This window comes from Lentzea roselyniae, assembly GCF_039537795.1.
GTDB lineage: Bacteria > Actinomycetota > Actinomycetes > Mycobacteriales > Pseudonocardiaceae > Lentzea > Lentzea atacamensis.
Genome location: NZ_BAABBE010000039.1, coordinates 16,132 through 41,102, shown reverse-complemented (window position 1 = coordinate 41,102; position 24,971 = coordinate 16,132). Strand labels below are relative to the sequence as shown.

The window sequence follows — 24,971 nt, the reverse complement described above, 5'->3', positions numbered from 1 at the left end:
GGATCAGGCCTCCGTTCCGAATGGCTGGGTGAAGCGGACGTCGCCCTCGACCATGTCGCGCATGTCGGGCAGTCCGTTGCGGAACTGCAGCGTGCGCTCGAGGCCCATGCCGAACGCGAAGCCGGAGTAGACGTCCGGGTCGACGCCGGTGGCGCGCAGCACGTTGGGGTTGACCATGCCGCAGCCGCCCCACTCGACCCAGCCGGCGCCGCCCTTCTTCTCCGGGAACCACACGTCGACCTCCGCCGACGGCTCGGTGAAGGGGAAGAAGCTCGGGCGCAGGCGCGTCTTGGAGTCCTCGCCGAACATGGCGCGCGCGAACGCGTCGAGCGTGCCCTTGAGGTGGCCCATGGTCAGGCCCTTGTCGACCGCGAGGCCCTCGACCTGGTGGAACACCGGGGTGTGGGTCGCGTCGAGCTCGTCGGTGCGGAACGTGCGGCCGGGGCACACCACGTACACCGGGAGCTCGCGGTCCAGCAGCGTGCGGGCCTGCACGGGCGAGGTGTGCGTGCGCAGGACCAGGCTGCTGTCGTTCGGCGCGATGTAGAAGGTGTCCTGCATCGACCGGGCGGGGTGGTCCTTGCCGAAGTTCAGCGCGTCGAAGTTGAACCACTCGGTCTCGAGCTCGGGGCCCTCGGCGATCTCGTAGCCCATGGCCACGAAGACGTCTCCGATGCGCTCGGCGAGCGTCGTGATCGGGTGGCGCGCGCCGCGCGGGAAACGGTCCCAGGGCAGCGTGACGTCGACGGACTCCTCGCGCAGCACCCGCTCGTCGCGCTCGACCTGGAGCACGGCGTGGCGCTCGTCGAACGCCGTCCTGATCGCGGACTGCGCCTCGTTCACCCGCTTGCCGGCCTCGGCCTTCGCCTTCGGAGGCAGTGCACCGATCTCGCGGCGGGCCAGCAGCACGGGCGACCGGTCACCCAGGTGGCCCGGCTTGACCGCCGCCAGTGCCTCCAGGTCGGCCGCTCCGGCGAACGCCTCGCGCGCCTTCTGCACGGCCGCGTCGAGGTTCTCGGCCGACAGCGCCGCGACCTCCTTGGGGTCGTACGGGTCGTTGGCTCCGGACATGGTTGGTGGACAGCTCCCGTCGCGGACTTCGGAAATCAACTCCCCGATCCTAGTGGGTGCGCTCTTGACCGCTCCCGGACGTTCCATTAAAGAGCGGCACCGGCCCCTGGTGCGTCCCTAGGATGGGCGGCATCATGTCGCACACCTTCCGCGTCGACCTGCGCGGCATCATCGACCTGCTCAGCCATCACCTGTACAGCAGCCCCCGCGTCTACGTGCGTGAACTGCTGCAGAACGCCGTCGACGCGATCACGGCGCGGCGTGAGCTCGACCCGTCCTGCCCCGCCGAGGTCTCGATCACCTGCGGCGCGGAGCTCCGGATCACCGACAGCGGCGTGGGCCTCACCGAGGACGAGGTGCACGAGCTGCTGTCGACGCTCGGCCGCACCTCGAAGCGCGATGACCTGGGGTTCGCGCGCACCGGGTTCCTCGGCCAGTTCGGCGTCGGCATGCTGTCGTGCTTCCTCGTCGCTTCTTCAGTGACGGTCATCACCCGGTCCGCCCGCGGTGGTTCCGCCGTGCGCTGGCAAGCGGATTCCTCGGGCAACTACACGGTTTCCGCGGTGGACGACGACGTGCCGGTCGGCACGACGGTGCTGCTGACGGCGTCGCACGGCAACGAGCACTGGCTCGAAGCGGACGTGGTGCGGCCGCTGGTGAGCGACTACGGCGATCTGCTCCCGGCCGCCGTGACGCTGGACGGCTCCGTCGTGACCCGCGGCGAACGGCCGTGGGACGACGAGGACGCGGACCTGTCGTCGTACTGCGAGCAGATCTTCGGGTTCACGCCGTTCGAGGCGATCCCGATCGACGTCGAGGCGGCCGGGCTGACCGGTGTCGCGTTCGTGCTGCCGTCCGGGGTGCATCCGGGCACGCGGCAGACGCACCGGGTCTACCTGAAGCGGATGCTGGTCGGCGACAACGTCGAGGGCCTGCTGCCGGACTGGGCCTACTTCGTGCGGTGCGTGGTCGACGCGTCCGCGATCCGGCCGACGGCGTCGCGCGAGTCGCTGTACCAGGACGAGATGCTGCTGGCGGTGCGCGAGGAGCTGGGCGAGCAGATCCGCGACTGGCTGATCAGGCTGGACGCGATCGAGCCGCGCCGCGCCGGTGAGCTGCTGGCCGCGCACCACCTGGGGATCAAGTCGCTGGCGCGGTCGGACGACGAGATGCTGCGGCTGGTCGAGCGCTGGCTGCCGTTCGAGACGACGGACGGCCCGATCCCGTTGCGGCAGTTCAGACGCAAGCACGGCGCGATCCTCTACATCCCGGACGTCGACGAGTTCCACCAGCTCGCGCCGGTCGCGGCCGCGCAGGGGCTGGGCCTCGTGAACGCCGGCTACGCCTACGACCTGGAACTGCTGAACCGCCTGAGCGCGCTGGACGGACCGGCCGTCGCGCGCCGGGTGGCGCCTTCCGAGCTGCTGGCGGCGCTGGCCGATCCGGAACCGGGCATCGAGACGGCGTTGCGGCTGCGGCTGTCCGAGGGCGCGGCGGCACTGGACCGGCACGACTGCGACGCGGTGATCCGCGACTTCGACCCGGTCTCGCTGCCGGCCCTGCTGATCAGCAACGCCGAGCAGCAGCGCAAGCTCGACACCGAGCAGACCGCGGAGGAGGTCACCGATCCGTTGTGGGCGGAGCTGCTGGGACAGCTCACGGCGGAGTCCGGTTCCGCGCGGCCGGAGCAGCTGGTGCTGAACTGCCGCAACCCGCTCGTGCAGCGGCTCGCGCGGTTGACCGACCCGGCGCTGGTGGAACTGACGTTGGAGTCTCTGTACGTGCACGCCGTTCTTCAAGCGCGGCGGGCGATGCGACCGAAGGACACGGCGGCGCTCAACCGTTCGTTCCTGGAACTGCTGGACCGCGCCGTTGGGGGTAGATGACCATGACCGACTTCACCGCCGAGGACGCCGAAAGCGCGTTCCTGGAGGCGTACAACATGCCCACGGGCATGCCGAAGCACGAGGCGCTGGAACGTGCCGCGCGGATGTCCGACGCGCTCGGGCACCTGCCGCTCGGGGTGTCGTGCCGGATCGCGTTGATCGACTCCGCCTACTACCTCTCGCGCTACGACCTGATGCTCGCGCCGTTCGCGTGGGCCCGTGCCGCCGAGGAGAAGGATCCGGAGGCGTTCAACGACTACGAGATCCACTCGCTGAACTGGTCGCACAAGTGGATCGCGACCGGGCTGCGGCGGGACCCGCGGTTCTCGCTGGAGCAGCTGGAGGCCGTGATCGGGCAGCTCGCCGACCGCTACGGGCGGCTCGGGTTCTCGGTGCAGCCGGTGCACGGTGCGCGCGCCGAGCTCGCCTACCACGTCGGTGACCTGACGGGACTGGCCGAGCACCTCGGGAAGTACCTGGCCACCGAGTCCGGCCCGATGGCGGACTGCGACGCGTGCGTGGTCGAGGAGCAGGTCTGGATGCTGGCGCGGCTGGGGCGGCACCAGGAGGCCGCCGCGCACGGCTGGGAAGGCTTGTCCGGCAACACGAACTGTTCCACGCAGCCGCAGGGAATTCTCACGGCGCTGCTGTGGCCGTTGCTGGAGATCGGTGACGCCGAACGGGCGGCGCACGCGCACACGACCGCGTACCGGTTGATCAAGGACGACGAGATCACGTCGTACGTGCACGAGCACATCCGGTTCTGCGCGTTGACGGGCAACATCGCCCGCGGCGAGGACATCCTGCGCCGGTCGCTGCACAAGGTGACCGCGGCGCAGCTGCCGGCCGACGAGATGTCGTTCGCCGAGTGCGCTTCCGTGCTGCTGCAACGGATTCCCGCGGACACGGTGTTCGAGGTGCCGTCCGTCGGCACGCTGACGGCTGCCGCGTTGCTCGACCGGCTGTCGGCGCGGGCGGTGGAGCTGGCCAAGGCGTTCGACGCCCGCAACGGCACGACGGCGTGGCTCGACCGGGTGACGAAGGCCTTGGAGCAGGCCGGTTATCCGCACGTCGAGCTGGCGGTCCCGTCCGCGCCGGTGGCCGTGCCCGCCGACGAGCCGGTCGTGTTCGGAGATCCGGTGGAGATCGCCGAGGCGATGGTGACGCTGTACGAGCAGGGCGACTTCGTGCGGGCGCGGCGGATGCTCGACTCGCTGCCAGCGGACATGGACTCGTTGCTGCCGCCCGATCTCGCTGCGCACGCGGGCATCCGGCGGATGACGACGGGGCTGGTGCCGTTCGATCCCGCGGTGTTCGAGGAGCTGCTGACCCAGCTGCCGCGCGACCACGCGCTGCGGTACCAGGCGCGGATGGCGATCGGGCTGGAAGGCGGCCTGGAGCTCGCCGAGCGGTGCCTGGCCGAGGCCGAGTCCGACTTCACGCGGTCGGTCGCGGCGCTGACGCTGGCCGAGTTGCTCGACGACGCGCACGCGCACGAGCGGGCTTCGGAGATGCTGGCTTTGGCGTCCTCTTTGGACGTTCCGGAGCTGCGCGGCCGGGTCCTGGTCGAGGCGGCGGAACACCGGGCGCGGCAACAGGATCTCGAAGGCGCCTACGCCGGCGTCGTGGCGGCCATGGCCGGTGAGCTGCCGCCGAGCGCGCGGTTCGAGGGCTTCCGGCTGCGATTGCGGCTGGAGACGGTGCAAGGTCGCGTGGCAGAGGCGATGGCGACGGCGCGCGAGTTCGTGTCGGCGTTCCCGCTCCCGGAAGCCGCCGAGGCGCGCTGGTACCAGGTCGCCGCCATCCAGGAGCTGGACCAGGAGGCCGCGTGCCTGTCCGACCTGCGCGAGGCCGTGGCGATCTCGCGCGTGCACCTCTCCCCCGGCCACACCGCGCACTTCTGCTTCGCGCTGAGCGGCGGGTACGTGCAGACGGACAGGTTCGTCGAGGCCGCCGAGGTGCTCGAGGAGTCGTTGCGGCTGCTGCAGGACGGCCAGGAGGACCTGCGGCTGCAGGTGGTGTTCCGGCTCGGGCAGGTGTGCCGCAAGCTGGGTGAGCTCCCGGCGGCCGAGCGGTACCTGCGCGAGGCGTCCGAACTGCTGCCGCCGGAGGAGGTGGCGCGCCGGGCGTTCCTGCTGGACGCGCTCGCCTCCGTGCAGGGCCGGATGAACAAGCACGACGAGGCCACGGCTTCCTGGCGTGCGGCGGCCGCGTTGTGGCAGCAGGAGGGCAACGTCTCGGAGGCGATCGGTTCGCTGGTCGAGCTGGCCTCGAACCTGCCGGACGACGACATCGTCGAGACCCGTGCCGCCGTCGACGAGGCCGAGGCGCTGCTGCCGGCGCTCGACGACCCGACGGAGGTCACGCGGCGGCAGGCGGAGATCGTCGCGATCCGCGCGTGGGTGCACGGCCAGGCCGGTGAGTTCGCGCTGGCGATGAAGCACTACCGGGACGCCGAGGCGCTGGTGGTGTCGCTGGGCGACGAGGGCTGGCGGGTGTTCGTCGTGCTGCGGGCGGCGCACGTGCTGCTGAACGCCGACGACCCCGAGGGCGCGGAGGCCGAGGCGCGCCGGGCGGCATCGCTGCTGCCCGACGACAGCCAGGTCGGGAACGTGCTGTCGGTGCTGTCGGAGGCGTTGCAGCGCCAGAAGAAGGCGTCCGGAACGGATCCGCTGGTGCGTGAGCTGACAGCCAGGCTGGACTAGCCGCTCAAGGCTTGCTCGGCGGCCTCCGCGATCGTGCGGCGGGGGCCGTCGTTGCCGAGCGTCAGCACGTGTTCCAGCGCCTTCTTGTAGGCGACGTCGAACGCCTCGTCCGCGGGCACCTCGATGTGGGGGACGACGCCGACGGCTTCCCAGTTCGTGCCGGAGATCGGGTTGATCGCGCGGCCGTTGGGGATCGACGACTTGAGATGCGGGCCGACCCGGTAGCGGTCGCCGGGGTGGGCACCGCCCCGGGTGGTCTCGCCGATGAGGGTGGCGCGCTTGTTCTGCTGCAGGTTGTAGCTCAGCTCTTCCGCGCCGGAGAACGTGCGGTTGCTGGTGAGCACGAAGATCGGCTTCTCGCCGCCGAACCTGGGGCCGGGAACGTGCGGCAGCGTCCAGTACTGCTCGGTGGTGTCGTCCGGGCGGTTGTAGATGTCGTTGAGGTGCACGCGCTCGTCGAACAGGTAGCTGCAGATCAGGGCGACGGTGTTGGGGTCACCGCCGCCGTTGTCGCGCAGGTCGATGATCAGCGCGTCGGTGTGGGCGATCAGGTTCATGGCCGCGGTGACGGCAGGCGTGGCGATCTCGGCGTCGTGCAGCAGCCGGAGGTTCAGCAGGCCGACGTTGCCCTTGAGCCGCTCGACCTTGGTGATGCCGAACGCGTCGAGCTCGGCTTCCCTGCGGTAGGCCACCGGGTCCCAGGCCGACTCCTGACCGGTCTCCGGCACCTCGTCGTGGCTGTACAGCAGGCGGAGGTGCTTGTCGCCGTTGACCGACTGGAGGTCGGCGGTGACGCGCTCGGCGAACCCCTCATCGTCCACATCGGAGTAAGCGCCCTCTGCCAGCCTGGCCCGCAGGACCTTGGTGATGTCCTCGGCGACGTCCGGGAAGACGTAGTAGGAAGCCAGCTGGGAGCATAGGAGTTCGACCTCTGATTCGCGCACGGGCGCACAGTAGCCGCGCACCCGGCTCGCGTCAGCTCAATTCCGTTGGTCGCGGGCGGAGGCGTAGAGGCACACCGCGGCGGCCGTCGCGAGGTTGAGGCTTTCGGCGGCGCCGTACAGCGGCACCTTGAGCGAGGTGTCGAGGGAGGCGACGACGTCGTCGGGCAGGCCGTGGGCCTCGCTGCCGAACACCCACGCGGTGGGCTGGGCCAGCTCACCCCTGACCGAGGCCTCGACGAGGTCGGTCTCGGCGTAGCCGTCGGCGGCGACGAGCCGGAGACCGGCGGCGCGGCAGGCGGCGAAAACCTCTGCGGCGTCACGGGAACGCGCGATCGGCAGGTGGAAGAGCGAGCCCGTGGAGGCGCGCACGCACTTGCCGTTGTGCGGGTCGACGGTGTCACCGGCGAAGATCACCGCGTCGGCACCGGCCGCGTCCGCCACGCGCGTGACGGTGCCCGCGTTGCCGGGATCGGAGACGCCGTGGAGCACGGCGACGAGGCGGGGTGTGCCCTGCAGCGCGGTGTCCAGCGGCTGCGGCACGGCGTCGCAGACCGCGACAAGGCCTTGGGGCGTCACGGTTTCCGACAGCGACGCGGCGGCCTTGTCGGTGACCTCGCTGATCCGGATGCCCGCCTGCGCGGCGCTCTGGAGCAGCTCGGGGTTGCGTTCCGCGGCCATCGCCGTGACGAAGAGTTCGTGGACCTGACCGTTCTTCCAGGCGAGTGCCTCGCGCACGGCCTGGGCGCCCTCGACGAGGAAGCGGCCTGCCTTGTCACGGCCCTGGCGGCGGGTCAGGTGGCGAGCAGCAACGACCCGAGGTGTCCGTTCGGTGAACGGAGCTGCCTCGGGTCGTTGTCCGCGTGCGTGCTGGCTCAGGCCTTGTCCTCGGCCGGGGCGTTCACGTCGGCCGGGAGCGCCTTGCGGGCGATCTCGACGAGGGCCGCGAAGGCGGTGGCGTCGGTGACGGCGAGGTCCGCGAGGATCTTGCGGTCGACCTCGACGCCTCCGAGCCGCAGGCCCTGGATGAGACGGTTGTAGGTCATGCCGTTCGCGCGGGCAGCGGCGTTGATGCGCTGGATCCACAGCTTGCGGAAGTCACCCTTGCGCGCGCGGCGGTCGCGGTACGCGTAGTTGAGCGAGTGGAGCACCTGCTCCTTGGCCTTGCGGTACAGCCTCGAGCGCTGGCCGCGGTAACCGCTCGCCAGCTCAAGGGTGGTACGACGCTTCTTCTGGGCATTCACAGCCCGCTTGACGCGTGCCACGGGTCCATCCTGTCGATCTCATGGGGGAGGGGTCGGGGCCCTCCCCCGAGTTGCTAAGGGGTGTCGAAGCGGGTCAGAGACCGAGCAGCTTCTTGATGCGCGGCGCGTCGTTCTCCGACACGACCGCGGTGCCGCTCATGCGACGGGTGACGCGGCTCGACTTCTTCTCCAGGATGTGGCGCTTGCCGGCCTTCTCCCGGACGATCTTGCCGCTACCGGTGACCTTGAAACGCTTCGAGGTCCCGCTGTGCGTCTTGTTCTTCGGCATTTCCGTCCTCGTCTCGTGCTACCCACCGGGTCGGGGGCGGGCATGCGTCCTATTCGGCGGCTTCGGCGGCGTCGTCCCCCTGGACGACGTCGTCCTGGTCCTGCTTGACCGGACGCGCCTTGATGTTCTTGTGCGGCGCCAACACCATGATCATGTTGCGGCCGTCCTGCTTGGGGTTGGACTCGACGAAGCCCAGCTCCGCGACGTCCTCCGCCAGCTTCTGCAGCAACCGGTAGCCGAGCTCGGGGCGCGACTGCTCTCGACCGCGGAACATGATGGTCACCTTGACCTTGTTCCCGTGCGAGAGGAAGCGGGCCACGTGGCCCTTCTTCGTCTGATAGTCGTGCGGGTCGATCTTCGGCCGGAGCTTCTGCTCCTTGATGACCGTCAGCTGCTGGTTACGGCGAGATTCACGAGCCTTCTGAGCGGTCTCGTACTTGAACTTGCCGTAGTCCATGAGCTTGCAGACCGGAGGTCGAGCCTGCGCGGCGACCTCGACGAGGTCCAGATCCGATTCCTGCGCGAGTCGGAGTGCGTCCTCGATGCGAACGATCCCGACCTGCTCGCCGTTCGGTCCGACCAGACGGACCTCAGGCACGCGGATGCGGTCGTTGATGCGCGGCTCGGTGCTCGCGGGAGCACCTCGGTTCGAGGGACTTGTCATTCACGTCCTTTGCGACTCGTTTGCGCCAAAAACAAGAGCCCCGTCGTCGATGTCGACAACAGGGCCCGCTTCCGACCGATCGCAAACCTGCACATTGGGCACCCGTGTGCCCTGATGTCAGGAGGACCGGACCCGGCCACCTCGTGAGGCGGTGAACGCGGGTGGGAGCGGGGCTCCACTTGCCGCTCTCGCACTAACGAGAGCTGGTCGCGTCGGAAATAGTAGCAGACGCCGTTGTCAACCCCCGAATCGCGGGCCCGCGACGTCCGCTTGCTTGAATGGTGCCGTGACTGAGCCGCTTGAAGACAGCATCCGTGACCTGGGCGATGTTCCCAGCATCGAGGTCATCAGCCGGGCGGCCGTGATGCTGCTGTCCGCCGCCGCGGAGCGCCTGGGCCTCGCCGACCCGGACCCGGACACCTCCCCGCGCCGCGACCTGGACGAGGCCCGCCGCCTGATCACCGCCCTGGCCGGCCTGGTCACCGCGTCCTCGGAGTACCTCGGCCCGCACGCCGCACCGCTGAAGGACGGCCTGCAGTCGGTGCAGCGCGCGTTCCGCGAGGCCTCCGTCGTACCCGACGAACCGGGCCAGGGCCCCGGCGAGAAGTACACCGGCCCGGTCTACTGATCCGCTCTCACCACGACGGGCTCCCAGGGCTCGGCCCTGATCTGGAACACCGCACTGGCCCGCTGCCCGGTGGCCGCCCTGAACGTGATGGCGCTGCCGTTGTGGAGCGGCCCGATCTCCAGGTGCTCGGCCGGGGGCTCGTCGTGCTGGGAAAGACCGAGCACCCTGCTCCCCGGCACCACGGACACCGTGAGCTGCTCGATGACGGCGGGCCCGCCGAAGTAGCTGAGCCGGAACTCGTCCGGCGCACCGGGCGTGATGGCGAACGTCGGCATGCCCCGCCTGCTCCGTTCGGCGGCGAGGGCCTCGGTGATCTCGTTGACCTGCTGCGTGGCCTGCTGGGCTGTGAGTTGCGCCTCATCGGCCAGCATCCGCGACGCCGTGGCCGCCTCCTGCGCCTGCGCCGCTTCCTTCCTGGCTTCCTCCGCCGCAGTCCTGGCCTGCAGCGCACTCGTCGCGGCCTGCTCGACGGCCTTGCGCGCGGCCTGCGCCTCTTCCTGCGCCCTGTTCGCGGCCTGCTCGGCGTTCCTGGCGGCTTCCTGGGCCTTCTTCGCCTCACGGGCCTGCCACAACGCGGCGGCCATCGCGCACATCGCCACGACGGCGGAAATCACGGCCAGCGCGATCATGCCCGCACCCCCAGCGCCGCGAGCTGCCTTCTGGCCAGCTCCTCGATGGTGTCGGTGTCACCGGTGCGCCATCCGACCGCGGGGTCGTTGGGGAACCTGCTCAGCTCCTTCGGCTTCAGGCTGGTAAGCGCTCTCAGGGCAAGCAGGTCCGGCATGTCCTTGAGTCTCGCGGTGTGGCCGGCTTTGAGGGCGTACCGGAGTCTGAGCGGCAGCCAGGTGACGAGCAGGAACAGGACGGGGATCGCGATGAGAGCGGTTGCAAGCCAGACCGCGGTGTCCTGAACCACACTGATCTGGGTGTTGCCCGCGCCGATGAGCGACTCGCCGGCCTTGGTGCCGTTGCCGAGCGCCCCGGACAGGTCGTCGCCGACGAACGGGACACCTTTGGCTTTGCTGGCGGCGTTGGTGAAGACGTCGCGGATGTCGCCGCCCGCGTTGACCAGGCCGTCGCCGGGGGCTCTCAGCTCGAGGACCCAGTCGTGGGCGGTGGTGGCCACCCAGATCCACAGGGCCACCCATCCGACGGCGAGGAGGTCGGCGATCAGCTGACGCGTGAGCCTGACAGGTCTGTCCGCGTACCACTTCATGGAGCGATGGTTTCACAAACAACAACCAACGGATCCGTGTCGTCCGTCGAGGAGAACGCTCACGCCGTGGTGATGAGCCCGGCCCAGTGCTCGCCCGGCTGCCGCCCGATCCAGTCGCCGTACAGCAGCGCCCACCGCCGGCTCGGCAGACCCCAGAACTCGTTGACCTTTCGCACCGACTCCTCACGCGACAAGCCCTGCGCGGTGAGGGCCTCGGCGGTGTCGGCCATGACCTTCTCGTGGTCCTCGGTGCACGCGTACAGGAAGTCGGTGTTCGCGGTGCTCAACAGCATCAACGGCCGGAGGTCGTCCTCGAACCCTTCCACGCGTGTGCCGCGGTCGGCCCAGAACGTCACTGTGGTGGTCACGGGGATGACGTCGTCGTACGGCTCGGAGATGGAGAACAGCGCGGTGACCGGTTTGCGTGCTTGTCTGAGGCATGCGCGCGCATAGGCCAATGACACGCCCAGCAGTTCGGCCACGTCGTTGCCACGCGGGATTTCCTGGCTGTTGATGTTCGCCTCGTAAGCGTGCAGGTCGCCGTCCGGGCTGGTGCCGTCGGACAGGTTGCGCAGCAGGTAGGCGCCGGAGTCGTGCTCGGTCCAGCCCTTGGTCGCGGTGGCGGCAGGGTGGGTGGCAGAGGGGCTTCGTCGGGCCTGATCGCGTGCAGTGCTGCCCGCATTCGGAGGTTGGCCTTCTCCGCTATCAACCGTGTCCTCCAAACTGGTGATGGCGTGCTTCCGGGTGGAGGCAGGCCATCAGCAAAGCACCTGTCGATCAGGGTCCGCGCGTTGGATTCCATCCAGCAGACCGACCGGGTCACTCCGGATGCGCGTCGAGCCACCGCCGGATCGCGTTCCGAGTGAATTCCGGGGAATCCGGCCAATCGGCCATCCACTCGCCATGGCTTCGCAGGACGGGCATGCGGTTCGGACAGCGATGTACACCAATGCCAACTCCGCCCTGCTCACGAGCAGCGCGCACAACCACATTCCCGTCCAACGACAGCATCACGAATGCCGGGTAGCCGGCTCCGGTCCCGAGCACGCCCGTTGCCGCACCAGCACCGGCGAGATCCCAACTGTCCATCAGCGCGACCTCAGCCCACCACCACACAGGATCCTCGTCGTCGCTCTCCTCGATCTTGACGCCGACGAGGAACCGATGGCTGTTGTCGAACAGACCCGCGTCTGTGCACATCCGCATCCAGGCAGCGTTCAGCTTCGCCACCCGCTGCGGGTCGTCATAGGCGACTTCCTCAGCACACACGAACTCGCCGCCGCCTCCGGCATGGGCGAACGTGACGAGAGTCGGCGGCGCGTAGGTGGCGGTGGTGGCGACCATCCCCACGTAGTCGAGCCCGGCGGTCGCAAGAGACTCCGCCAGGCCGATTTCATCCATTCTCACGATCTCCAACGTAGGGGGTGGGCCGGTGTGCGCCGCGCACACCGGCCCGTCGGTCATGGCCGGCCGCCGCTGTTGCCAACCGGCCAGGTTGCGCAGCAGGCAGGCGCCGGAGTCGTGCTCGACCCGGCCCCCTGGCAACGGTCGTGGGCAGCGTGCGCGACGCGGGTACTTCGTCTGGCCTGATCGCGTGCAGTGCGGCCCGCACTCGGAGGTTGGCCTTCGCCGATATCAACCGTGGCCTCAAAACTGGTGATGGCGTACCTCCGGGTGGAGGCACGCCATCAGCAAAGCATCACGCCGTCGTGGTCCAGTCACTCAGGCTCCGCGCCCCTCGTTGTGGCGAGTGTCCTGATCGCGTCCTGCAATGCCTCTGCCAAACCGGAACGACTGGTCAGGCGTCATACACAGCGTGCTGAAGGTTGCTGTCGAGGGCCGCCAACTCGGCCTCCAGCCGAATGCGTCCCCTGGCCCCGCCCATGTCGCCGAGAAACCACAGCGTCAACAAGGAGCGTTCAGCGATCCACTGCCCGACGAGCACTCGAACGTTGTGACCTACCGTCTTGTCGTCGGACAGCAGCCTGATCGCCAGGTTCGTGCCGGGATCGTTCGTGGGCGCCTCCAGCTCCTGCGGCGGCCTCCACTCATCGGGCAGCTCATCGACCCACTCCCAGCCGTCCGGCTCTTTCATCACGACCCCTGCCTCCGTTGATTCGCCGCGTGCTGATTCCGGAACCACGAATGAACATCATTCAGCACGTTCGTCGACGCATCCGGCTGTCCAGCGTGGGCCACCCGAGCACAGCAGTCGACCACGCCACCGGGCCACACCGGCGCCGTGAGTCAGCCGTAGCTGATCGCTGAACGGGAAAGGCGCACCCTGAAACCAGGGCGCGCCTTCCTCGTTCAACACCGGTCAGTCGACGACGGCCAGCGCGTCGATCTCCACCAGCAGACCGGCCGGCAGTCCCACGTAGACGGTCGTGCGGGCGGGCGCCGGCTCCGTCACGAACTCGCCGTAGACCTCGTTCAGCTCCGCGAAGTGCGCGGTGTCGGTGAGGTAGACGCGGATCATCACCACGTCGTCGATGGACGCGCCACCGGCGGCCAGCACCGCGTTGAGGTTCGCGAACGTCTGGCGCGTCTGCTCGGCCACCGTGGTGCCGACGATCTCGCCGGACTTCGGGTCGAACGCGACCTGACCGGCGACCTGCAGGATGTTGCCCTTGCGCACACCCTGCGAGAACTTCGCCACCGGCTGCGGTGCGTCGGCAGTCTTGATCTCAACCTTGGACAACGGATTTCCCCTTATCTCGGAACGTAACCGCACTCGACGGAGGCAGCTTCGGCGGTGGCGAGCAGGTCGGGCAGGTGGGCCAGCAGCCCGTCGAAGTCGAGCAGCACCTTCGGCACCGACATCGAGACCGCGGCGAGCACCTCGCCCCGCGCACCCTTGATCGGGGCGGCGATGCAGTGGATGAAGTCCTCGTGCTCGGCGTTGTCGACGGCGTAACCGTTGGCGCGCACGCGTTCCAGCTCCGCCAGGTAGGCGGTCGGGCCGATGATGGTGTTCGCCGTGAGCCGCGGGAACTCCATGCCGGCCAGCAGCTTCTGCAGCGTCGGCGCGGGCAGGTCGGCCAGGAGGATCTTCGCGACGGCCGTGCAGTGCAACGGCGCGCGGCGGCCGATGCGTGAGTACATCCGCATCGGGTGGCTCGACTCGTACTTGTCGATGTAGATCACCTCACCGTCCTCGTAGGACGCCAGGTGGATCGTGTAACCCAGGCGGGAGTTCAGGTCGCGCAACGCGGGCTCGGCCGCGCGCCGGACGTCGCGTTCCTCCAGGGCGCGGTTGGCGAGGTCGAAGAGCGCCGTGCCGAGGCGGTAGTGGTGCACACCGTCGCGCTGCACGAACCGGTGCGACTCCAGCGTGCGCAGCAGCCGCAGCGTCGTCGACTTGTGCACACCGATCACGCCGGACAGCTCGTCCAGCGTCTTCGGGCCCGTCGCGAGCTGGCTCACCAGCGTGAGCGCGCGGTCGAGGCTCTGGCTCATCTAGACCTCCAGGCGGGCGGACGCCCAGGTCCGCGGGTCGGCGCGCAGCAGCGGATCTGTCACGTCGTCCGGCAAAGGATCGCCGACGTCCTCCGCGGTGAGCAAAGCGGCAGCGGCCTGCAGGTGCCCCGCGCGCAACCGCACCGACGGCGTCTCCCCCGCCAGCGTCGCCGCCAGGAACCCGGCCGCGAACGCGTCACCCGCGCCGACCGGTTCCACGACCTCGACCTTCAGCGCCGGTTCGAAGTGCGTCGAACCGCCTTCCAGCAGGGTCGCGCCGTCCGCCCCGTGCTTCACCACCAGCGAGGCCGGGCCGGGCAGCAGCATCCGCAGCCGGGCCGGATCACCGGTGCCCCACACCAGTTCCGCCTCGTCGGAACCCGCGAGGACGATGTCGGACAGGTCCGCGAGCTCCCGCAGCACGCGCGGATCGCGATCGGCCCACAGCGCGGGCCGCCAGTTCAGGTCGAACGAGATCTTGAAGCCGTGCCGCGGCCGCCTCAGCAGCTCGCGCATCATCGCGAGGCACGAGTCGGACAGGGCGGCCGTGATTCCGCTGACGTGCACCAGCTTCACCTCGCGGAGGTCGAGCCGGTCGATCATCTCCAGCCCCATGCCCGACGCCGCGGAGCCCTGCCGGTAGTAGCGCACCGGGCTGCCGTGCGGTGAGGCCTCCTTGACGTAGAGGCCGGTCGGGCGGGCCGGGTCGACGCGCACGCGCGACACGTCCACGCCGAAGCCGCCGATCGTGTCGAGCACCGCCAGCCCGAACGAGTCGTCGCCGACCGCGCCGACCCACGCCGCGTCGACGCCGAGGCGCGTGAGGTGGCAGGCGACGTTGGACTCGGCGCCGCCGATGGCCCGGTGCCAGGTCCGCACGAGGTGCACGGGACCGGGCTCAGCCGGAACCATCATCACCATGGTCTCGCCGAGGCAAACGACACCGCCTACGTGTTCGAACCGCATGCGTGCTCCAGAGGTGTTCGTTGACGGCGGCGCACCCGAATGCTACACACTCCAGCATCACATCGCGCAATGGGAGTTGCAAAATATGCAACAACTGATGGAGATGGACCTCTCGGCCGTCGCGGACATCAGGTCGGAACGGATCAGCTGGCGGTTCAAGGGCCTGCCCTCGAGCACGTTCGGCTCGACCATCGGCGAGGTCGCCGACCGGCGGCTGGACCTCTTCGCCGACGAGTTCGTCGGCCCGCTCGTCGTGCTGGACGCGGACGCGTTGACGCACAACCTGACGACGATGGCGAAGTGGTGTGACAACCACGGCGTCAAGCTGGCACCGCACGGCAAGACGACGATGGCGCCGCAGTTGTTCCAGCGGCAGGTCGAGCACGGCGTCTGGGGTCTCACCGCGGCCAACGCGTCGCAGTTGCGCGTCTACCGGGCATTCGGCATCTCACGCGTCCTGCTGGCGAACCAGCTGCTCGACCCGGCCGCGCTGCGCTGGCTGGTGGCCGAGCTGGACCGCGACCCGCGCTTCGAGTTCAGCTGCTGGGCCGACTCCGAGGCGGGCGTCGCGCTGATGAGCGAGACGTTGCAGGAGCTGCAGCCGTCGCGGCCGGTCGACGTGCTGGTCGAGCTCGGCGCTCCTGGCGGGCGGACCGGGGCGCGCGACCTGGAGACGGCACTCGCCGTCGCCCGCGCGGTCGGCCAGAGCCCGGTGCTGCGCCTGGCCGGTGCCGGCGGCTACGAAGGCGCGCTGGCGCACGACGCGTCCGAGTCCTCGCAGTCCATTGTGGACCGATACCTGACCGACCTGCGCACGCTGGTGCTGCGAATGGCCGACACCGGGATGCTCGACGAGCTGGACGAGGTGATCGTCACCGCGGGTGGCAGCGCGTACTTCGACCAGGTCGCCACGACGCTGGCGCAGCCGTGGCCGGTACCGGTGACGCCGGTGCTGCGCAGCGGCGCGTACATCACGCACGACGACGGCTTCTACCGCGGGATCTCACCGTTCGCGCGCATCGAAGGTGTGGAGCCGTTCCGCAGTGCGTTGCGTGCGTGGGCCCAAGTGACGTCACGGCCGCAGCGCGACCTGGCGCTGCTGACGATCGGCAAGCGCGACGCGTCGTTCGACGAGGGCCTGCCGGAACCACAGCTGGTGCGCCGCCCGGACGGCGCGATCGCCCCGCTGACACAGGCGAAGGTGACCGCGCTGAACGACCAGCACGCGTTCCTGTCGCTCGGCGCCGAGGCCACGGTCCGGGTCGGTGACTGGGTCGGGCTCGGTCTTTCCCACCCCTGCACGGTGTTCGACAAGTGGCAGCTCATCCCGGTCGTCGAGGGCACGACCGTGGTCGACCTCATCCGCACCTACTTCTGATCGGAGTGCACTGATGGACGACGTCGTCCTGCGCGGACCACTGATCGCTGACGGCACGGGCACATCCGCCTACCGCGCGGATGTGGCGATCAAGGACGGCGTCATCTCGTCCATTGGACACGGGTTGACGGGCAGGAGGTCGATCGACGCGGACGGGCTCGTGCTCGCGCCGGGTTTCATCGACATGCACTCGCACTCGGACCTGCGGATCCTGGCCGAGCCGGACCACCTGGCCAAGGTCTCGCAGGGCGTCACGACCGAGGTCCTCGGCCAGGACGGGCTGTCGTACGCGCCGGTGAACGACGAGGTGCTCGCCACGCTGCGAGGCCAGCTCGCCGGGTGGAACGACGACCCGCCCGGCTTCGACTGGAACTGGCGCTCGGTCGGCGAGTACCTCGACCGGCTCGACCAGGGCATCGCGGTGAACGCCGCCTACCTGGTGCCACAGGGCACGCTCAGGATGCTCGTCGTCGGCTGGGACGACCGGCCGCCGACGGAGTCCGAAATGGACAGCATGAGATCCGTTCTCGCGCAGTCGCTCGCGGAGGGCGCGATGGGCATGTCGTCCGGGCTCACCTACACGCCGGGCATGTACGCGGACACGTCCGAACTCGTGCGACTCTGCGAGGTCGTCGGGCAGCACGGTGGGTTCTACAGCCCCCACCACCGCAGCTACGGCGCGGGCGCGCTGGAGGCGTACGCCGAGATGGTGGACGTTTCCAAGCGCTCGGGCTGTGCACTGCACCTCGCACACGCCACGATGAACTTTCCCGTCAACAAGGGCAGAGCGCCCGAGCTGCTGGCGTTGCTGGACGACGCGATCGCTCACGGCGCGGACATCTCGCTGGACACCTACCCGTACCTGCCGGGTGCGACCTACCTGAGCGCGCTGCTGCCGTCGTGGGCGACGGAGGGTGGACCGGAGAAGGCGCTGGCCCGGTTGTCCGATGTGGACACCCGAGAGCGGATCCGCGAGGAGATCGAGGAGATCGGTTCGGACGGGTGCCACGGCGTGCCGGTCGACTGGGACTCCATCGAGATCAACGGGGTGCGCAACGACCACAACACGCACCTGGTCGGCGCGAGTGTCCGGGCTTCCGCGCAAAGGCTGGGACGCGCGCCCGCAGACCTGTACTTCGACGTGCTGGTCGACGAACGCCTGGGCACGTCCTGCCTCATGCACGTGGGCCACGAGGAGAACGTGCAGGCGATCATGAAGCACCCGGCGCACACCGGCGGCAGCGACGGGCTGCTCGTCGGCGACCGCCCGCACCCGCGCGCGTGGGGCACGTTCCCCCGCTACTTCGCGCGCTACGTCCGCGAGCTGGGCGTGCTGAGCCTGGAGGAGTGCGTCGAGCACCTCACCGGCCGTGCCGCCAAGCGTTTGCGGCTCACCGACCGGGGTCTGGTCCGCGAGGGTTACGCGGCCGACCTGGTGCTGTTCGACGCCTCGACGATCGCCGACACGGCGACGTTCGACCAGCCTCGGCAGCAGGCCGCCGGCATCCCGTACGTGTTCTGCAACGGGGTGACGGTGATCGACGACGGAACCGCCACCGGCGCATTGCCAGGCCATTCACTCAGGAGCCGCCCGTGATCGACTGGTTGCAACACACAACACCGGGTCTGCTGACCCTCGCGGTGGTCAGCATCGCGGTGCTGCTGCTCCTCATCATCAAGTTCAAGGTCGAGCCGTTCATCGCGTTGATCGTGGTGGCACTGCTGGTCGCGCTGGCCGCGGGCGTGCCGACCGAGACGTTGGTCGGTTCGGCGCAGAAGGCCTCGGACTCGTTGCTGGAGAGGGGCTTCGGCGGCATCCTCGGCCACATCGCCGCCATCATCGGTCTCGGCACGTTGCTCGGCGCGATTCTCGAGGCGTCCGGCGGCGCGCAGGTGCTGATGGACAAGCTGATGCACGCGTTCGGCGAGAAGCGCGCGCCGGTCGCGATCGGCCTGGCCGGTCTGATCTTCGGTGTGCCGGTCTTCTTCGACATCGGCATCTTCGTCCTGGCGCCGCTGGTGTACGTGGCGGCGCAGCGCAGCGGCAAGTCGATCGTCCTGTTCAGCATGCCTTTGCTGGCGGGCCTTTCGGTCATGCACGCGTTCATGCCGCCTCACCCCGGTCCGGTGGCGGCTGCCGGTCTGCTCAAGGTGTCGCTCGGCTGGATCATCATCATGGGTCTCGCGGTCGCGATCCCGTCGTGGTTCGTCGGTGGTGTCCTGTACTCGTACTGGATCGGCAAGCGGATCAACGTCGCGGTGCCGGAGGAGATGCTGGTCGCGGCCGAGGAGGCCCGCAAGGAGAACGGTGACCGCCAGCCGCCGTCGCTCGGCCTGGTGCTCTCGATCATCGGCCTGCCACTGGTGCTGATCCTCGCCGGCACGTTCGGCTCGATCCTGTTGCAGAAGGGCTCCGCGCCGTACGCGATCGCCACGTTCTTCGGCACGCCCGCGGTGGCGTTGACGATCTCGGTGCTGCTCGCGTTCTGGCTGCTGGGTTTCCGGCGCGGCATGACGCGGGAGAAGATCGCGGAGCTGTCCGGCGCGTCGCTGCGGCCGGTCGCCATGATCCTGCTCGTGGTGGGTGCCGGTGGCTTCTTCGGCGCCGTGCTGGCCGCGACCGGCATCGGCAAGACGCTGGCGGGTGAGCTGTCCGGCATCGGCTTGCCGGTGATCGCGCTGTCGTACGTGATCAGCTGCGTGATCCGGATCGCGCAGGGCTCGGCGACGGTCGCGATCGTGACGACCGCGGGCATCGTGGCACCGGTGCTGGCGGACCTGAACTACTCGCAGCCGCAGCTGGCACTGGTGGTCATGGCGATCGCGGCGGGTTCGATCATCGCCTCGCACGTCAACGACGGCGGGTTCTGGATCGTCTCCCGCTACTTCGGCCTTTCGGTGAAGGAAACGCTGCAGTCGTGGACGGTGCTGGAAACCATCCTCTCCGTGGTCGGTTTCGTGGTTGCCGCACTGCTCAGCCTGGTCGTCTAATCGGACACAACTCAACAAGTTCGAACGCTTGACATCGTGAGCCCCGCGTCTCAGGATCGGCACATTGTTCATTTGTGTTTGATGTGGACGGGGCCCGCATGAACAACACGGAGGTCGTGCACCTGCACGACGCCACCTCCAGCGTGGTGATCGACGTCCCGGGAGCAGGACTCCCGGTCGTGACGCACTGGGGGCGAACGCTCGGCGACGTCGGCCAGGACGCCCTGCGCACCCTGGCCGACGTGCTGACGCGAACCATCCCCAACAGCGCACCCGATCACCCGGTCGCGGTCGCACTGCTGCCGGACGCGGGCGCCGGGCACTCCGGTCGTCCCGGCCTGCGCGGACATCGCGGCGGTGAGCACTTCGCGCCCGCGCTGAAGGTGACGTCGTTCTCGGTCGAGGATTCGATCTTCCGTTACGTGGCGGAGGATCCCGCGGCCGAGCTGACCGTGACCGGTGTGGTGGAACTGGCGTCGTCCGGGATGCTCCGGCTGCGGCACACCGTTCGCAACGACGGCTCGGCGCCGTATGCGTTGGAGGGACTGGAGACCGCGCTACCCGCGCCTGCTCACGCCACCGAGTTGCTCGACTTCACCGGGCGCTGGAGCCGTGAGCGTTCACCGCAACGGCACCCGTTCGCCTACGGCACCTGGGTGCGGGAGAACCGGCGTGGGCGCACCGGGCCGGACGCGACGATCGGGCTGCTGGCCGGCACGCCGGGGTTCTCGTTCCGCTCCGGCGAGGTGTGGGCGCTGCACGTGGCGTGGAGCGGCAACCACGTGACGTACGCGGAGAGCTTCCCCGACTCGACGCCCGTCCTGGGTGGCGGGGAACTGCTGCTGCCGGGCGAGATCATTCTCCAGCCGGGCGAGACCTACGAGTCGCCGTGGCTGTACGCGGCCTACTCCTCCGAGGGCATCGACGGCATCAGCGCTGCTTTCCACCGTCAGCTGCGCGAGCGTTCGCTGCGCCCCCGCCCCGTCGTGCTCAACACGTGGGAGGCCGTCTACTTCGACCACGACCTCGCGCGGTTGAAGTCACTGGCCGACACGGCCGCCGCCGTGGGCGTCGAACGGTTCGTGCTCGACGACGGCTGGTTCCGCCACCGCCGCGACGACACCGCGGGGCTCGGTGACTGGTACGTCGACGAAACGGTGTGGCCCGACGGCCTCACCCCGCTGATCGAGCACGTCCGCTCGCTGGGCATGGAGTTCGGCCTCTGGTTCGAGCCGGAAATGATCAACACCGACTCCGACCTCTACCGTGCCCACCCCGACTGGGTGCTGGGCCCGCGCCCCGGCGTGCTCGCGCCGTCGTGGCGCAACCAGCAGGTCCTGAACATCGCGCACCCCGAGGCTTACGCGTACATCCTCGAACGCGTCTCGTCCGTGTTGTCCGACAACGACATCGCGTTCGTGAAGTGGGACCACAACCGCGACCTGATCGCCTCGCGGGTGCACGACCAGACCGAGGCGTTCTACCGGCTGCTGGACGACCTGCGGCTGCGGCACCCGCACGTGGAGATCGAAAGCTGCTCGTCAGGAGGCTCCCGGATCGACCTGGGCGTGCTCTCGCGCACCGACCGCGTGTGGACCTCCGACTGCAACGACGCCCTGGAACGCCAGCTGATCCAGCGCTGGACCGGCGTCTTCCTGCCACCGGAGCTGATGGGCGCGCACGTCGGCCCGACCCGGTCGCACACCACCGGCCGCGTGCACGACCTCTCGTTCCGCGTGGCCACCGCCCTGTTCGGCCACTTCGGCATCGAATGGGACATCAACTCGGCCACGGACGAGGAACGCGCGCGGCTGCAGGCGGCGATCGAGTACTACAAGGACGTGCGCTCCCTGGTGCACAGCGGTGTCTCGGTGCACTCCGACCACCCGGACCCCGCCGCGTGGGTGCACGGCGTGGTCGCCGCCGATCGGTCCGAGGCGCTGTTCTGCTACGCCCAGATCGCGACTTCGGTGCAGCACAAGCCGGCGCGGGTGCGCTTGCCCGGCCTCGATCCCGCGCGGACGTACGAGCTGTCGTTCGACGCGCCGGCCGGTTGGCCGAGGCTGATCGGGCGGGACTCGCCGAAGTGGGAACCGGTCTCGTTGCCCGGCTCGGTGCTCGGTGACGTCGGGATCCAGCTCCCGGTGCTCGAGCCTGAGCAGGCGATCCTGCTGCGGTTGCGCTGAGCATGCGAAAGCCCCGGCGGGAAGGATCCCGCCGGGGCTCTTCCCCTTACTGGCCGGCACGACTTCCGTCGGCCTTGGTAGCCCACCACTTGCCGCCAACGCCCTGCCCGATGGCTTCGCCGCAGACCTTGTCACCTGAGAAGAGGTACTGCGGCGATCCTGCGATGGTGAGCTGTTTCTTCCCGTCCCGCTCAATCGTCCCCACGATCGAGGGATCCACGCCCTGCACCTGGAAACCCTCGCTGACGAAAGCGGGCGGCCACTGCACCGCACACTCGCCGGAGCAGTTGCTCGCGGGCGGGTTCGCGGAGTCGTCGTCGAACCGGTAGAGCGTCATGCCGTCGGCGTCGGTGGCGACGACGCCCAGGTCCTTGACGGTCGCGCTGGTGAGTGCGATCGCCTTGTTCTGCTGAGCCTTCTTGCCGTCGGTGGCGGTGGCGAACCACTTCGGCACCGCGATCCCCTTGGCCTCACCGGGCTTGGTGTCGTTCTTGAACGTGTACTGCGGCCAGTTCGCGACGGTGAGCTGCTTCTTGCCGTCCGCGCGGGTGATCGTGCCGAGCAGCTTCGGGTCGACGCCCTTCACGCGCGGCTGGTCACCCTCCACGGACACCGGCGGCCAGGTCGCGGCGCACCCACCGTCGCAAGTGGACTCACCCGGCTTGTCGCCGTCGAACCGGTAGAGCGTGAGGCCGGCGTCGTTGGTCAGCACCGCGCCGAGACCAGCGATCACACCGGTGCGGGCGGCCAACCGGGTGCGTTCGCCGTTCTTGCCGGTGGCGAACCACTTGCCCTGCAGGCCCTGGCCCTTGGTCTCGCCCGGCTTGCCGTCCTTGGCGAACCGGTACTGCGGCAGGCCGTCGACGGTCAGCTGACGGCTGCCGTCCTTGCGGACGATCGTGCCGACGAGCGCCTCGTCCACGCCGTTCACCGTGAAGTTCTCGTCGGCAACCGTGGCGGGAGGCCAGGTCGCGGCACATTCACCGTCGCAAGTGGACTCACCAGGCTTGTCGCCGTCGAAGCGGTAGAGCGTGAAACCCTTGACGTCGGTGACCACCGGCCCGAGGTCGTCGATCTCCGCGACGCCGAGCGCCACGACGTTCTCCTGCTGCTGTGCGACCGGCTTGCTCTCCGGCGTGCCGGCGCAGGCGGTCAGCGAGATCAACCCCAGTGCGACGACCGCAACCGTCTTGCGGATCATCATGAACCTCCCGGCTCGTGCCCTCCAACGCCACTCACACGTACAGAGCGCCCGGTCGGTTCAAATTTTTTCAGTCCCCCTGACCAGCGAACATCGCGCGCTTCAGCGCGGGGACCGCACTCGCGGTCCTCAGGACGGTCTTGAAGATCGTCCGCACCACCGGGCTGCCGTCCGCGAACTGCTTCGCCGCCCGCAGCGAGTCGCGGACCGCCGCGAACCCGTAGTCGTACATCTCCTGCTCGTACCGGGCGATGGCGTCGCCACCCTCGGCGATGCAGCGTGCGAGCAACTGCGCGTCCCGCAAGGCGATGTTCGCCCCGGCTCCCCTCATCGGCGTCATCGCGTGGATGGCGTCGCCGAGCAACGTGACGTTCGTTGGCTGCCAGCGGTCGATCGCCCTAGAGGACCTGATGCGCCACTCGCTGATCGTCTCGACCGGTGAGGCCGCCACGATCCGCTGCAGCTCCGGGCTCCACCGCGAGATCCTCCCCAGCACCTCACGTTGCAGGTCGAGTCCATCGTGGACGGTCATGCCCGCTGCCGCGTAGGCCCACATCAGGTAGGGACGTGCGTTGTCGAACAACGGGTCGTCCGGGTGGTCGGTGACGCCGAGCCCGTCGTGGGCGGCCAGGAACATCCCCGCGCGACCCGTCGGGATGATCGAGTTCGCCCGGACGACCAGTTCCGACGGCACCCGGGCGTTCTCGTCGAGGAACAGCTTCCCCGCGATCGCCGTGACACCGACCTCCTCGGTGCCCGCGTGCGGGAGGTACTGCTTGCGCACCCGCGACCGGATCCCGTCCGCACCCACCAGCACGTCGCACGACGCGGTGGTGCCGTCCTCGAAGTGCAGCGTGATGTCGTCGCCCTGCTCGTACCGCTCGAACCGCTTGCCGAACCGCACGTCCAGGCCGTCGAGCAACACCTGCCTGAGCGTGATCCGGCTCGCCGAGTAGTGCTGTTCCGCCTCGGGATCGAGCAGCAGCAACGGCTTGAGCTGCTCCGTCAGGAACCCGAACCCGTTGCCGCCACTTCCGGCACTCCGCTCGAACCTCTCCCAGTTCGCCGCGGGCAGGCATTCCCGCAGAGCCGCGGCTCCGTGCGGGTTGATGTGCACCCGATAGCCCTGCAGGCGGTCCGTGCGCGACCGATCGCGCTCGTACACCGCCACGTCCACACCGGCCTTGCGCAACCCGTGCGCCAGGCACAGCCCGCCGATTCCTCCACCGATCACCGCGATTCTCATGCCCCAAGTTTCAACCGCTTGGTTGATTAAGTCAATCCATTGGTTGATAACGGACGGTCGGCTACCGTGTGGCGGTGGATCAACGCCGCTCTCCCAGCGCCTCGGAGCGCAAGCGCGACCCGGAACGCACGCGGGCCCGCATCATCGAGGCGGCCGCGGTGGAGTTCGGCGCGAAGGGCTACGCGGCCGCGCGCACGTCGGACATCGCGGCGCGCGCGGGCGTGAACAAGCAGCTGATCTCGTACTACTTCGGCGGCAAAGAGGGCCTGTACAAGGAACTCGCGACGAGCTGGCACGGCACCGCCGCCGAGATGGCGAGCCAGGAGCAGCCGCTGGACGCGGTGCTGGCGAGCTTCGTGGCGACCACGCTCACCGATCACGGCCGGGTGTGGGCGTGGTCGAACCTGGCGGATGACAGCCCGTCCACCGACCAGGAGTTCCTGCGCGCCCAGGTCGACCAGCTGCGCGACCGGCAGGCCGCCGGCGAGCTCCCCGCGGACCTCGACCCCGGGCTGTTGCTGCTGACACTGATGGCGGCCGCCGCGGCACCGCTGACCCTGCGGCAGACCGCGCGCCAGATCACCGGCGAGGACCCGGGGACTCGTGAGTTCGCCGAGAAGTACGCGGCCCAGCTGGCGTTGCTGGTGCGGCACCTGTCCGGCCGAACCTGATTTCTTTTGCACCCGAACTCGCTACCCTGCGATTCATGGACGAGATCAGGCTTTCCGCGTCGACAGGGGGAGACGGGCTGTCGCCCTCGACGTCCGCCGCGATCAAGAACGCGCACGAGAAGCTCGAAGAAGAGCCGGACCGCAACCCCAAGTACTCGGTGGACCTGAGCGACGCGAAGGGCGTCGTCGTCGGAGACAACGCGAGCCAGACCAACAACTTCGGCTGACC

At 69.1% G+C, this 24,971-nt stretch carries 25 protein-coding genes; 9 read left to right on the top strand and 16 right to left on the bottom strand.

What is annotated here, in order from left to right:
* Positions 1-3 precede the first annotated feature (3 nt).
* The gene (gene pheS, locus ABFX45_RS40465) at positions 4-1,071 is read right to left on the bottom strand and encodes a phenylalanine--tRNA ligase subunit alpha (RefSeq protein WP_109640903.1); all 1,068 of its coding nucleotides are present in this window, start codon (positions 1,069-1,071) and stop codon (positions 4-6) included.
* A gap of 134 nt (positions 1,072-1,205) precedes the next feature.
* Here pheS and ABFX45_RS40460 point away from each other — a divergent pair, with 134 nt between their 5' ends.
* A complete protein-coding gene (locus tag ABFX45_RS40460) occupies positions 1,206-2,957 on the top strand; it encodes an HSP90 family protein (protein WP_346136129.1) in 1,752 nt (583 codons plus the stop codon).
* A 2-nt stretch (positions 2,958-2,959) separates the two neighbouring features.
* Positions 2,960-5,662, top strand: a complete 2,703-nt coding sequence (locus tag ABFX45_RS40455; protein WP_346136128.1) for a hypothetical protein — start codon at positions 2,960-2,962, stop codon at positions 5,660-5,662.
* Here ABFX45_RS40455 and ABFX45_RS40450 read toward each other — a convergent pair.
* The 5 genes from ABFX45_RS40450 to infC all read right to left on the bottom strand — a co-directional run bounded on the left by ABFX45_RS40450 (position 5,659) and on the right by infC (position 8,800).
* The gene (locus ABFX45_RS40450; protein ID WP_109641062.1) at positions 5,659-6,606 is read right to left on the bottom strand and encodes a S41 family peptidase; all 948 of its coding nucleotides are present in this window, start codon (positions 6,604-6,606) and stop codon (positions 5,659-5,661) included. The genes ABFX45_RS40455 and ABFX45_RS40450 overlap by 4 nt on opposite strands.
* Positions 6,607-6,642: 36 nt before the next feature.
* Complete coding sequence (locus ABFX45_RS40445) at positions 6,643-7,482, bottom strand: TrmH family RNA methyltransferase (protein ID WP_109641063.1); 840 nt, start codon at positions 7,480-7,482, stop codon at positions 6,643-6,645.
* Positions 7,479-7,868, bottom strand: a complete 390-nt coding sequence (rplT, locus tag ABFX45_RS40440; protein ID WP_109640905.1) for a 50S ribosomal protein L20 — start codon at positions 7,866-7,868, stop codon at positions 7,479-7,481. The genes ABFX45_RS40445 and rplT overlap by 4 nt, the downstream gene beginning before the upstream one ends.
* Before the next feature lie 73 nt (positions 7,869-7,941).
* Entirely contained in the window at positions 7,942-8,136 is a 195-nt protein-coding gene (rpmI, locus tag ABFX45_RS40435; protein ID WP_109640906.1) for a 50S ribosomal protein L35, read from the bottom strand.
* A gap of 49 nt (positions 8,137-8,185) precedes the next feature.
* Positions 8,186-8,800 carry a translation initiation factor IF-3 gene (infC, locus tag ABFX45_RS40430; RefSeq protein WP_109640907.1) on the bottom strand — a complete coding sequence of 205 codons (615 nt, stop codon included), beginning with the start codon at positions 8,798-8,800 and terminating at the stop codon, positions 8,186-8,188.
* Between the two features lie 286 nt (positions 8,801-9,086).
* Here infC and ABFX45_RS40425 point away from each other — a divergent pair, with 286 nt between their 5' ends.
* A complete protein-coding gene (locus ABFX45_RS40425) occupies positions 9,087-9,428 on the top strand; it encodes a DUF1844 domain-containing protein (protein ID WP_109640908.1) in 342 nt (113 codons plus the stop codon).
* Here ABFX45_RS40425 and ABFX45_RS40420 read toward each other — a convergent pair.
* The 8 genes from ABFX45_RS40420 to ABFX45_RS40385 form a co-directional block, all read right to left on the bottom strand.
* Entirely contained in the window at positions 9,422-10,057 is a 636-nt protein-coding gene (locus ABFX45_RS40420; RefSeq protein ID WP_346136124.1) for a hypothetical protein, read from the bottom strand. The genes ABFX45_RS40425 and ABFX45_RS40420 overlap by 7 nt on opposite strands.
* On the bottom strand, positions 10,054-10,644 hold the full coding sequence (locus ABFX45_RS40415) for a hypothetical protein (RefSeq protein WP_346136123.1): 591 nt from the start codon (positions 10,642-10,644) through the stop codon (positions 10,054-10,056). Before ABFX45_RS40415 ends, ABFX45_RS40420 begins: the two co-directional genes overlap by 4 nt.
* Positions 10,645-10,703: 59 nt before the next feature.
* Positions 10,704-11,366 (bottom strand): hypothetical protein, encoded by a 663-nt coding sequence (locus ABFX45_RS40410; RefSeq protein ID WP_346136121.1) that lies wholly within the window; start codon positions 11,364-11,366, stop codon positions 10,704-10,706.
* A gap of 97 nt (positions 11,367-11,463) precedes the next feature.
* Positions 11,464-12,051: a baseplate J/gp47 family protein gene (locus ABFX45_RS40405; RefSeq protein ID WP_346136119.1), complete on the bottom strand. Its 588-nt coding sequence runs from the start codon at positions 12,049-12,051 to the stop codon at positions 11,464-11,466.
* Positions 12,052-12,442: 391 nt separating this feature from the next.
* Entirely contained in the window at positions 12,443-12,739 is a 297-nt protein-coding gene (locus ABFX45_RS40400) for a hypothetical protein (RefSeq protein ID WP_146231809.1), read from the bottom strand.
* 225 nt (positions 12,740-12,964) lie between these two features.
* A complete protein-coding gene (locus tag ABFX45_RS40395; protein ID WP_109640914.1) occupies positions 12,965-13,345 on the bottom strand; it encodes a RidA family protein in 381 nt (126 codons plus the stop codon).
* Between the two features lie 11 nt (positions 13,346-13,356).
* The gene (locus tag ABFX45_RS40390; RefSeq protein WP_109640915.1) at positions 13,357-14,103 is read right to left on the bottom strand and encodes an IclR family transcriptional regulator; all 747 of its coding nucleotides are present in this window, start codon (positions 14,101-14,103) and stop codon (positions 13,357-13,359) included.
* Positions 14,104-15,069: a sugar kinase gene (locus ABFX45_RS40385; protein ID WP_109640916.1), complete on the bottom strand. Its 966-nt coding sequence runs from the start codon at positions 15,067-15,069 to the stop codon at positions 14,104-14,106. It lies immediately after the preceding gene.
* A 97-nt stretch (positions 15,070-15,166) separates the two neighbouring features.
* On the opposite strand from ABFX45_RS40385, the gene ABFX45_RS40380 reads away from it, so the two are divergent.
* From ABFX45_RS40380 to ABFX45_RS40365, 4 genes are all read left to right on the top strand, one after another.
* Positions 15,167-16,447, top strand: a complete 1,281-nt coding sequence (locus ABFX45_RS40380) for an amino acid deaminase (RefSeq protein WP_428834286.1) — start codon at positions 15,167-15,169, stop codon at positions 16,445-16,447.
* Positions 16,448-16,460: 13 nt separating this feature from the next.
* The gene (locus ABFX45_RS40375; RefSeq protein ID WP_346136113.1) at positions 16,461-18,044 is read left to right on the top strand and encodes an N-acyl-D-amino-acid deacylase family protein; all 1,584 of its coding nucleotides are present in this window, start codon (positions 16,461-16,463) and stop codon (positions 18,042-18,044) included.
* Positions 18,041-19,438 (top strand): GntP family permease, encoded by a 1,398-nt coding sequence (locus ABFX45_RS40370; protein WP_112230158.1) that lies wholly within the window; start codon positions 18,041-18,043, stop codon positions 19,436-19,438. Before ABFX45_RS40375 ends, ABFX45_RS40370 begins: the two co-directional genes overlap by 4 nt.
* Positions 19,439-19,536: 98 nt before the next feature.
* A complete protein-coding gene (locus ABFX45_RS40365) occupies positions 19,537-21,624 on the top strand; it encodes an alpha-galactosidase (RefSeq protein WP_346136111.1) in 2,088 nt (695 codons plus the stop codon).
* Between the two features lie 46 nt (positions 21,625-21,670).
* Here ABFX45_RS40365 and ABFX45_RS40360 read toward each other — a convergent pair whose 3' ends face one another.
* The gene (locus ABFX45_RS40360; protein ID WP_346136109.1) at positions 21,671-22,828 is read right to left on the bottom strand and encodes a hypothetical protein; all 1,158 of its coding nucleotides are present in this window, start codon (positions 22,826-22,828) and stop codon (positions 21,671-21,673) included.
* Between the two features lie 67 nt (positions 22,829-22,895).
* Positions 22,896-24,071: an FAD-dependent oxidoreductase gene (locus ABFX45_RS40355; RefSeq protein ID WP_346136108.1), complete on the bottom strand. Its 1,176-nt coding sequence runs from the start codon at positions 24,069-24,071 to the stop codon at positions 22,896-22,898.
* 74 nt (positions 24,072-24,145) lie between these two features.
* Between ABFX45_RS40355 and ABFX45_RS40350 the strand changes: the two genes are divergently transcribed.
* Together ABFX45_RS40350 and ABFX45_RS40345 are read left to right on the top strand one after the other, a co-directional pair.
* Positions 24,146-24,742, top strand: a complete 597-nt coding sequence (locus tag ABFX45_RS40350) for a TetR/AcrR family transcriptional regulator (protein ID WP_346136106.1) — start codon at positions 24,146-24,148, stop codon at positions 24,740-24,742.
* 35 nt (positions 24,743-24,777) lie between these two features.
* Entirely contained in the window at positions 24,778-24,969 is a 192-nt protein-coding gene (locus tag ABFX45_RS40345) for a hypothetical protein (RefSeq protein WP_346136104.1), read from the top strand.
* Positions 24,970-24,971 lie beyond the last annotated feature (2 nt).

Bases quoted from the DNA above. Each gene is read 5' to 3' on its own strand.
- ABFX45_RS40390 (WP_109640915.1), bottom strand. From the start codon at position 14,103: ATGAGCCAGAGCCTCGACCGCGCGCTCACGCTGGTGAGCCAGCTCGCG.
- pheS (WP_109640903.1), bottom strand. From the start codon at position 1,071: ATGTCCGGAGCCAACGACCCGTACGACCCCAAGGAGGTCGCGGCGCTG.
- ABFX45_RS40355 (WP_346136108.1), bottom strand. From the start codon at position 24,071: ATGAGAATCGCGGTGATCGGTGGAGGAATCGGCGGGCTGTGCCTGGCG.
- infC (WP_109640907.1), bottom strand. From the start codon at position 8,800: ATGACAAGTCCCTCGAACCGAGGTGCTCCCGCGAGCACCGAGCCGCGC.
- ABFX45_RS40375 (WP_346136113.1), top strand. From the start codon at position 16,461: ATGGACGACGTCGTCCTGCGCGGACCACTGATCGCTGACGGCACGGGC.
- ABFX45_RS40415 (WP_346136123.1), bottom strand. From the start codon at position 10,644: ATGAAGTGGTACGCGGACAGACCTGTCAGGCTCACGCGTCAGCTGATC.
- ABFX45_RS40365 (WP_346136111.1), top strand. From the start codon at position 19,537: ATGAACAACACGGAGGTCGTGCACCTGCACGACGCCACCTCCAGCGTG.
- ABFX45_RS40345 (WP_346136104.1), top strand. From the start codon at position 24,778: ATGGACGAGATCAGGCTTTCCGCGTCGACAGGGGGAGACGGGCTGTCG.
- ABFX45_RS40360 (WP_346136109.1), bottom strand. From the start codon at position 22,828: ATGATGATCCGCAAGACGGTTGCGGTCGTCGCACTGGGGTTGATCTCG.
- ABFX45_RS40455 (WP_346136128.1), top strand. From the start codon at position 2,960: ATGACCGACTTCACCGCCGAGGACGCCGAAAGCGCGTTCCTGGAGGCG.
- rpmI (WP_109640906.1), bottom strand. From the start codon at position 8,136: ATGCCGAAGAACAAGACGCACAGCGGGACCTCGAAGCGTTTCAAGGTC.
- ABFX45_RS40385 (WP_109640916.1), bottom strand. From the start codon at position 15,069: ATGCGGTTCGAACACGTAGGCGGTGTCGTTTGCCTCGGCGAGACCATG.
- ABFX45_RS40380 (WP_428834286.1), top strand. From the start codon at position 15,167: ATGGAGATGGACCTCTCGGCCGTCGCGGACATCAGGTCGGAACGGATC.
- ABFX45_RS40400 (WP_146231809.1), bottom strand. From the start codon at position 12,739: ATGAAAGAGCCGGACGGCTGGGAGTGGGTCGATGAGCTGCCCGATGAG.
- ABFX45_RS40460 (WP_346136129.1), top strand. From the start codon at position 1,206: ATGTCGCACACCTTCCGCGTCGACCTGCGCGGCATCATCGACCTGCTC.
- ABFX45_RS40420 (WP_346136124.1), bottom strand. From the start codon at position 10,057: ATGATCGCGCTGGCCGTGATTTCCGCCGTCGTGGCGATGTGCGCGATG.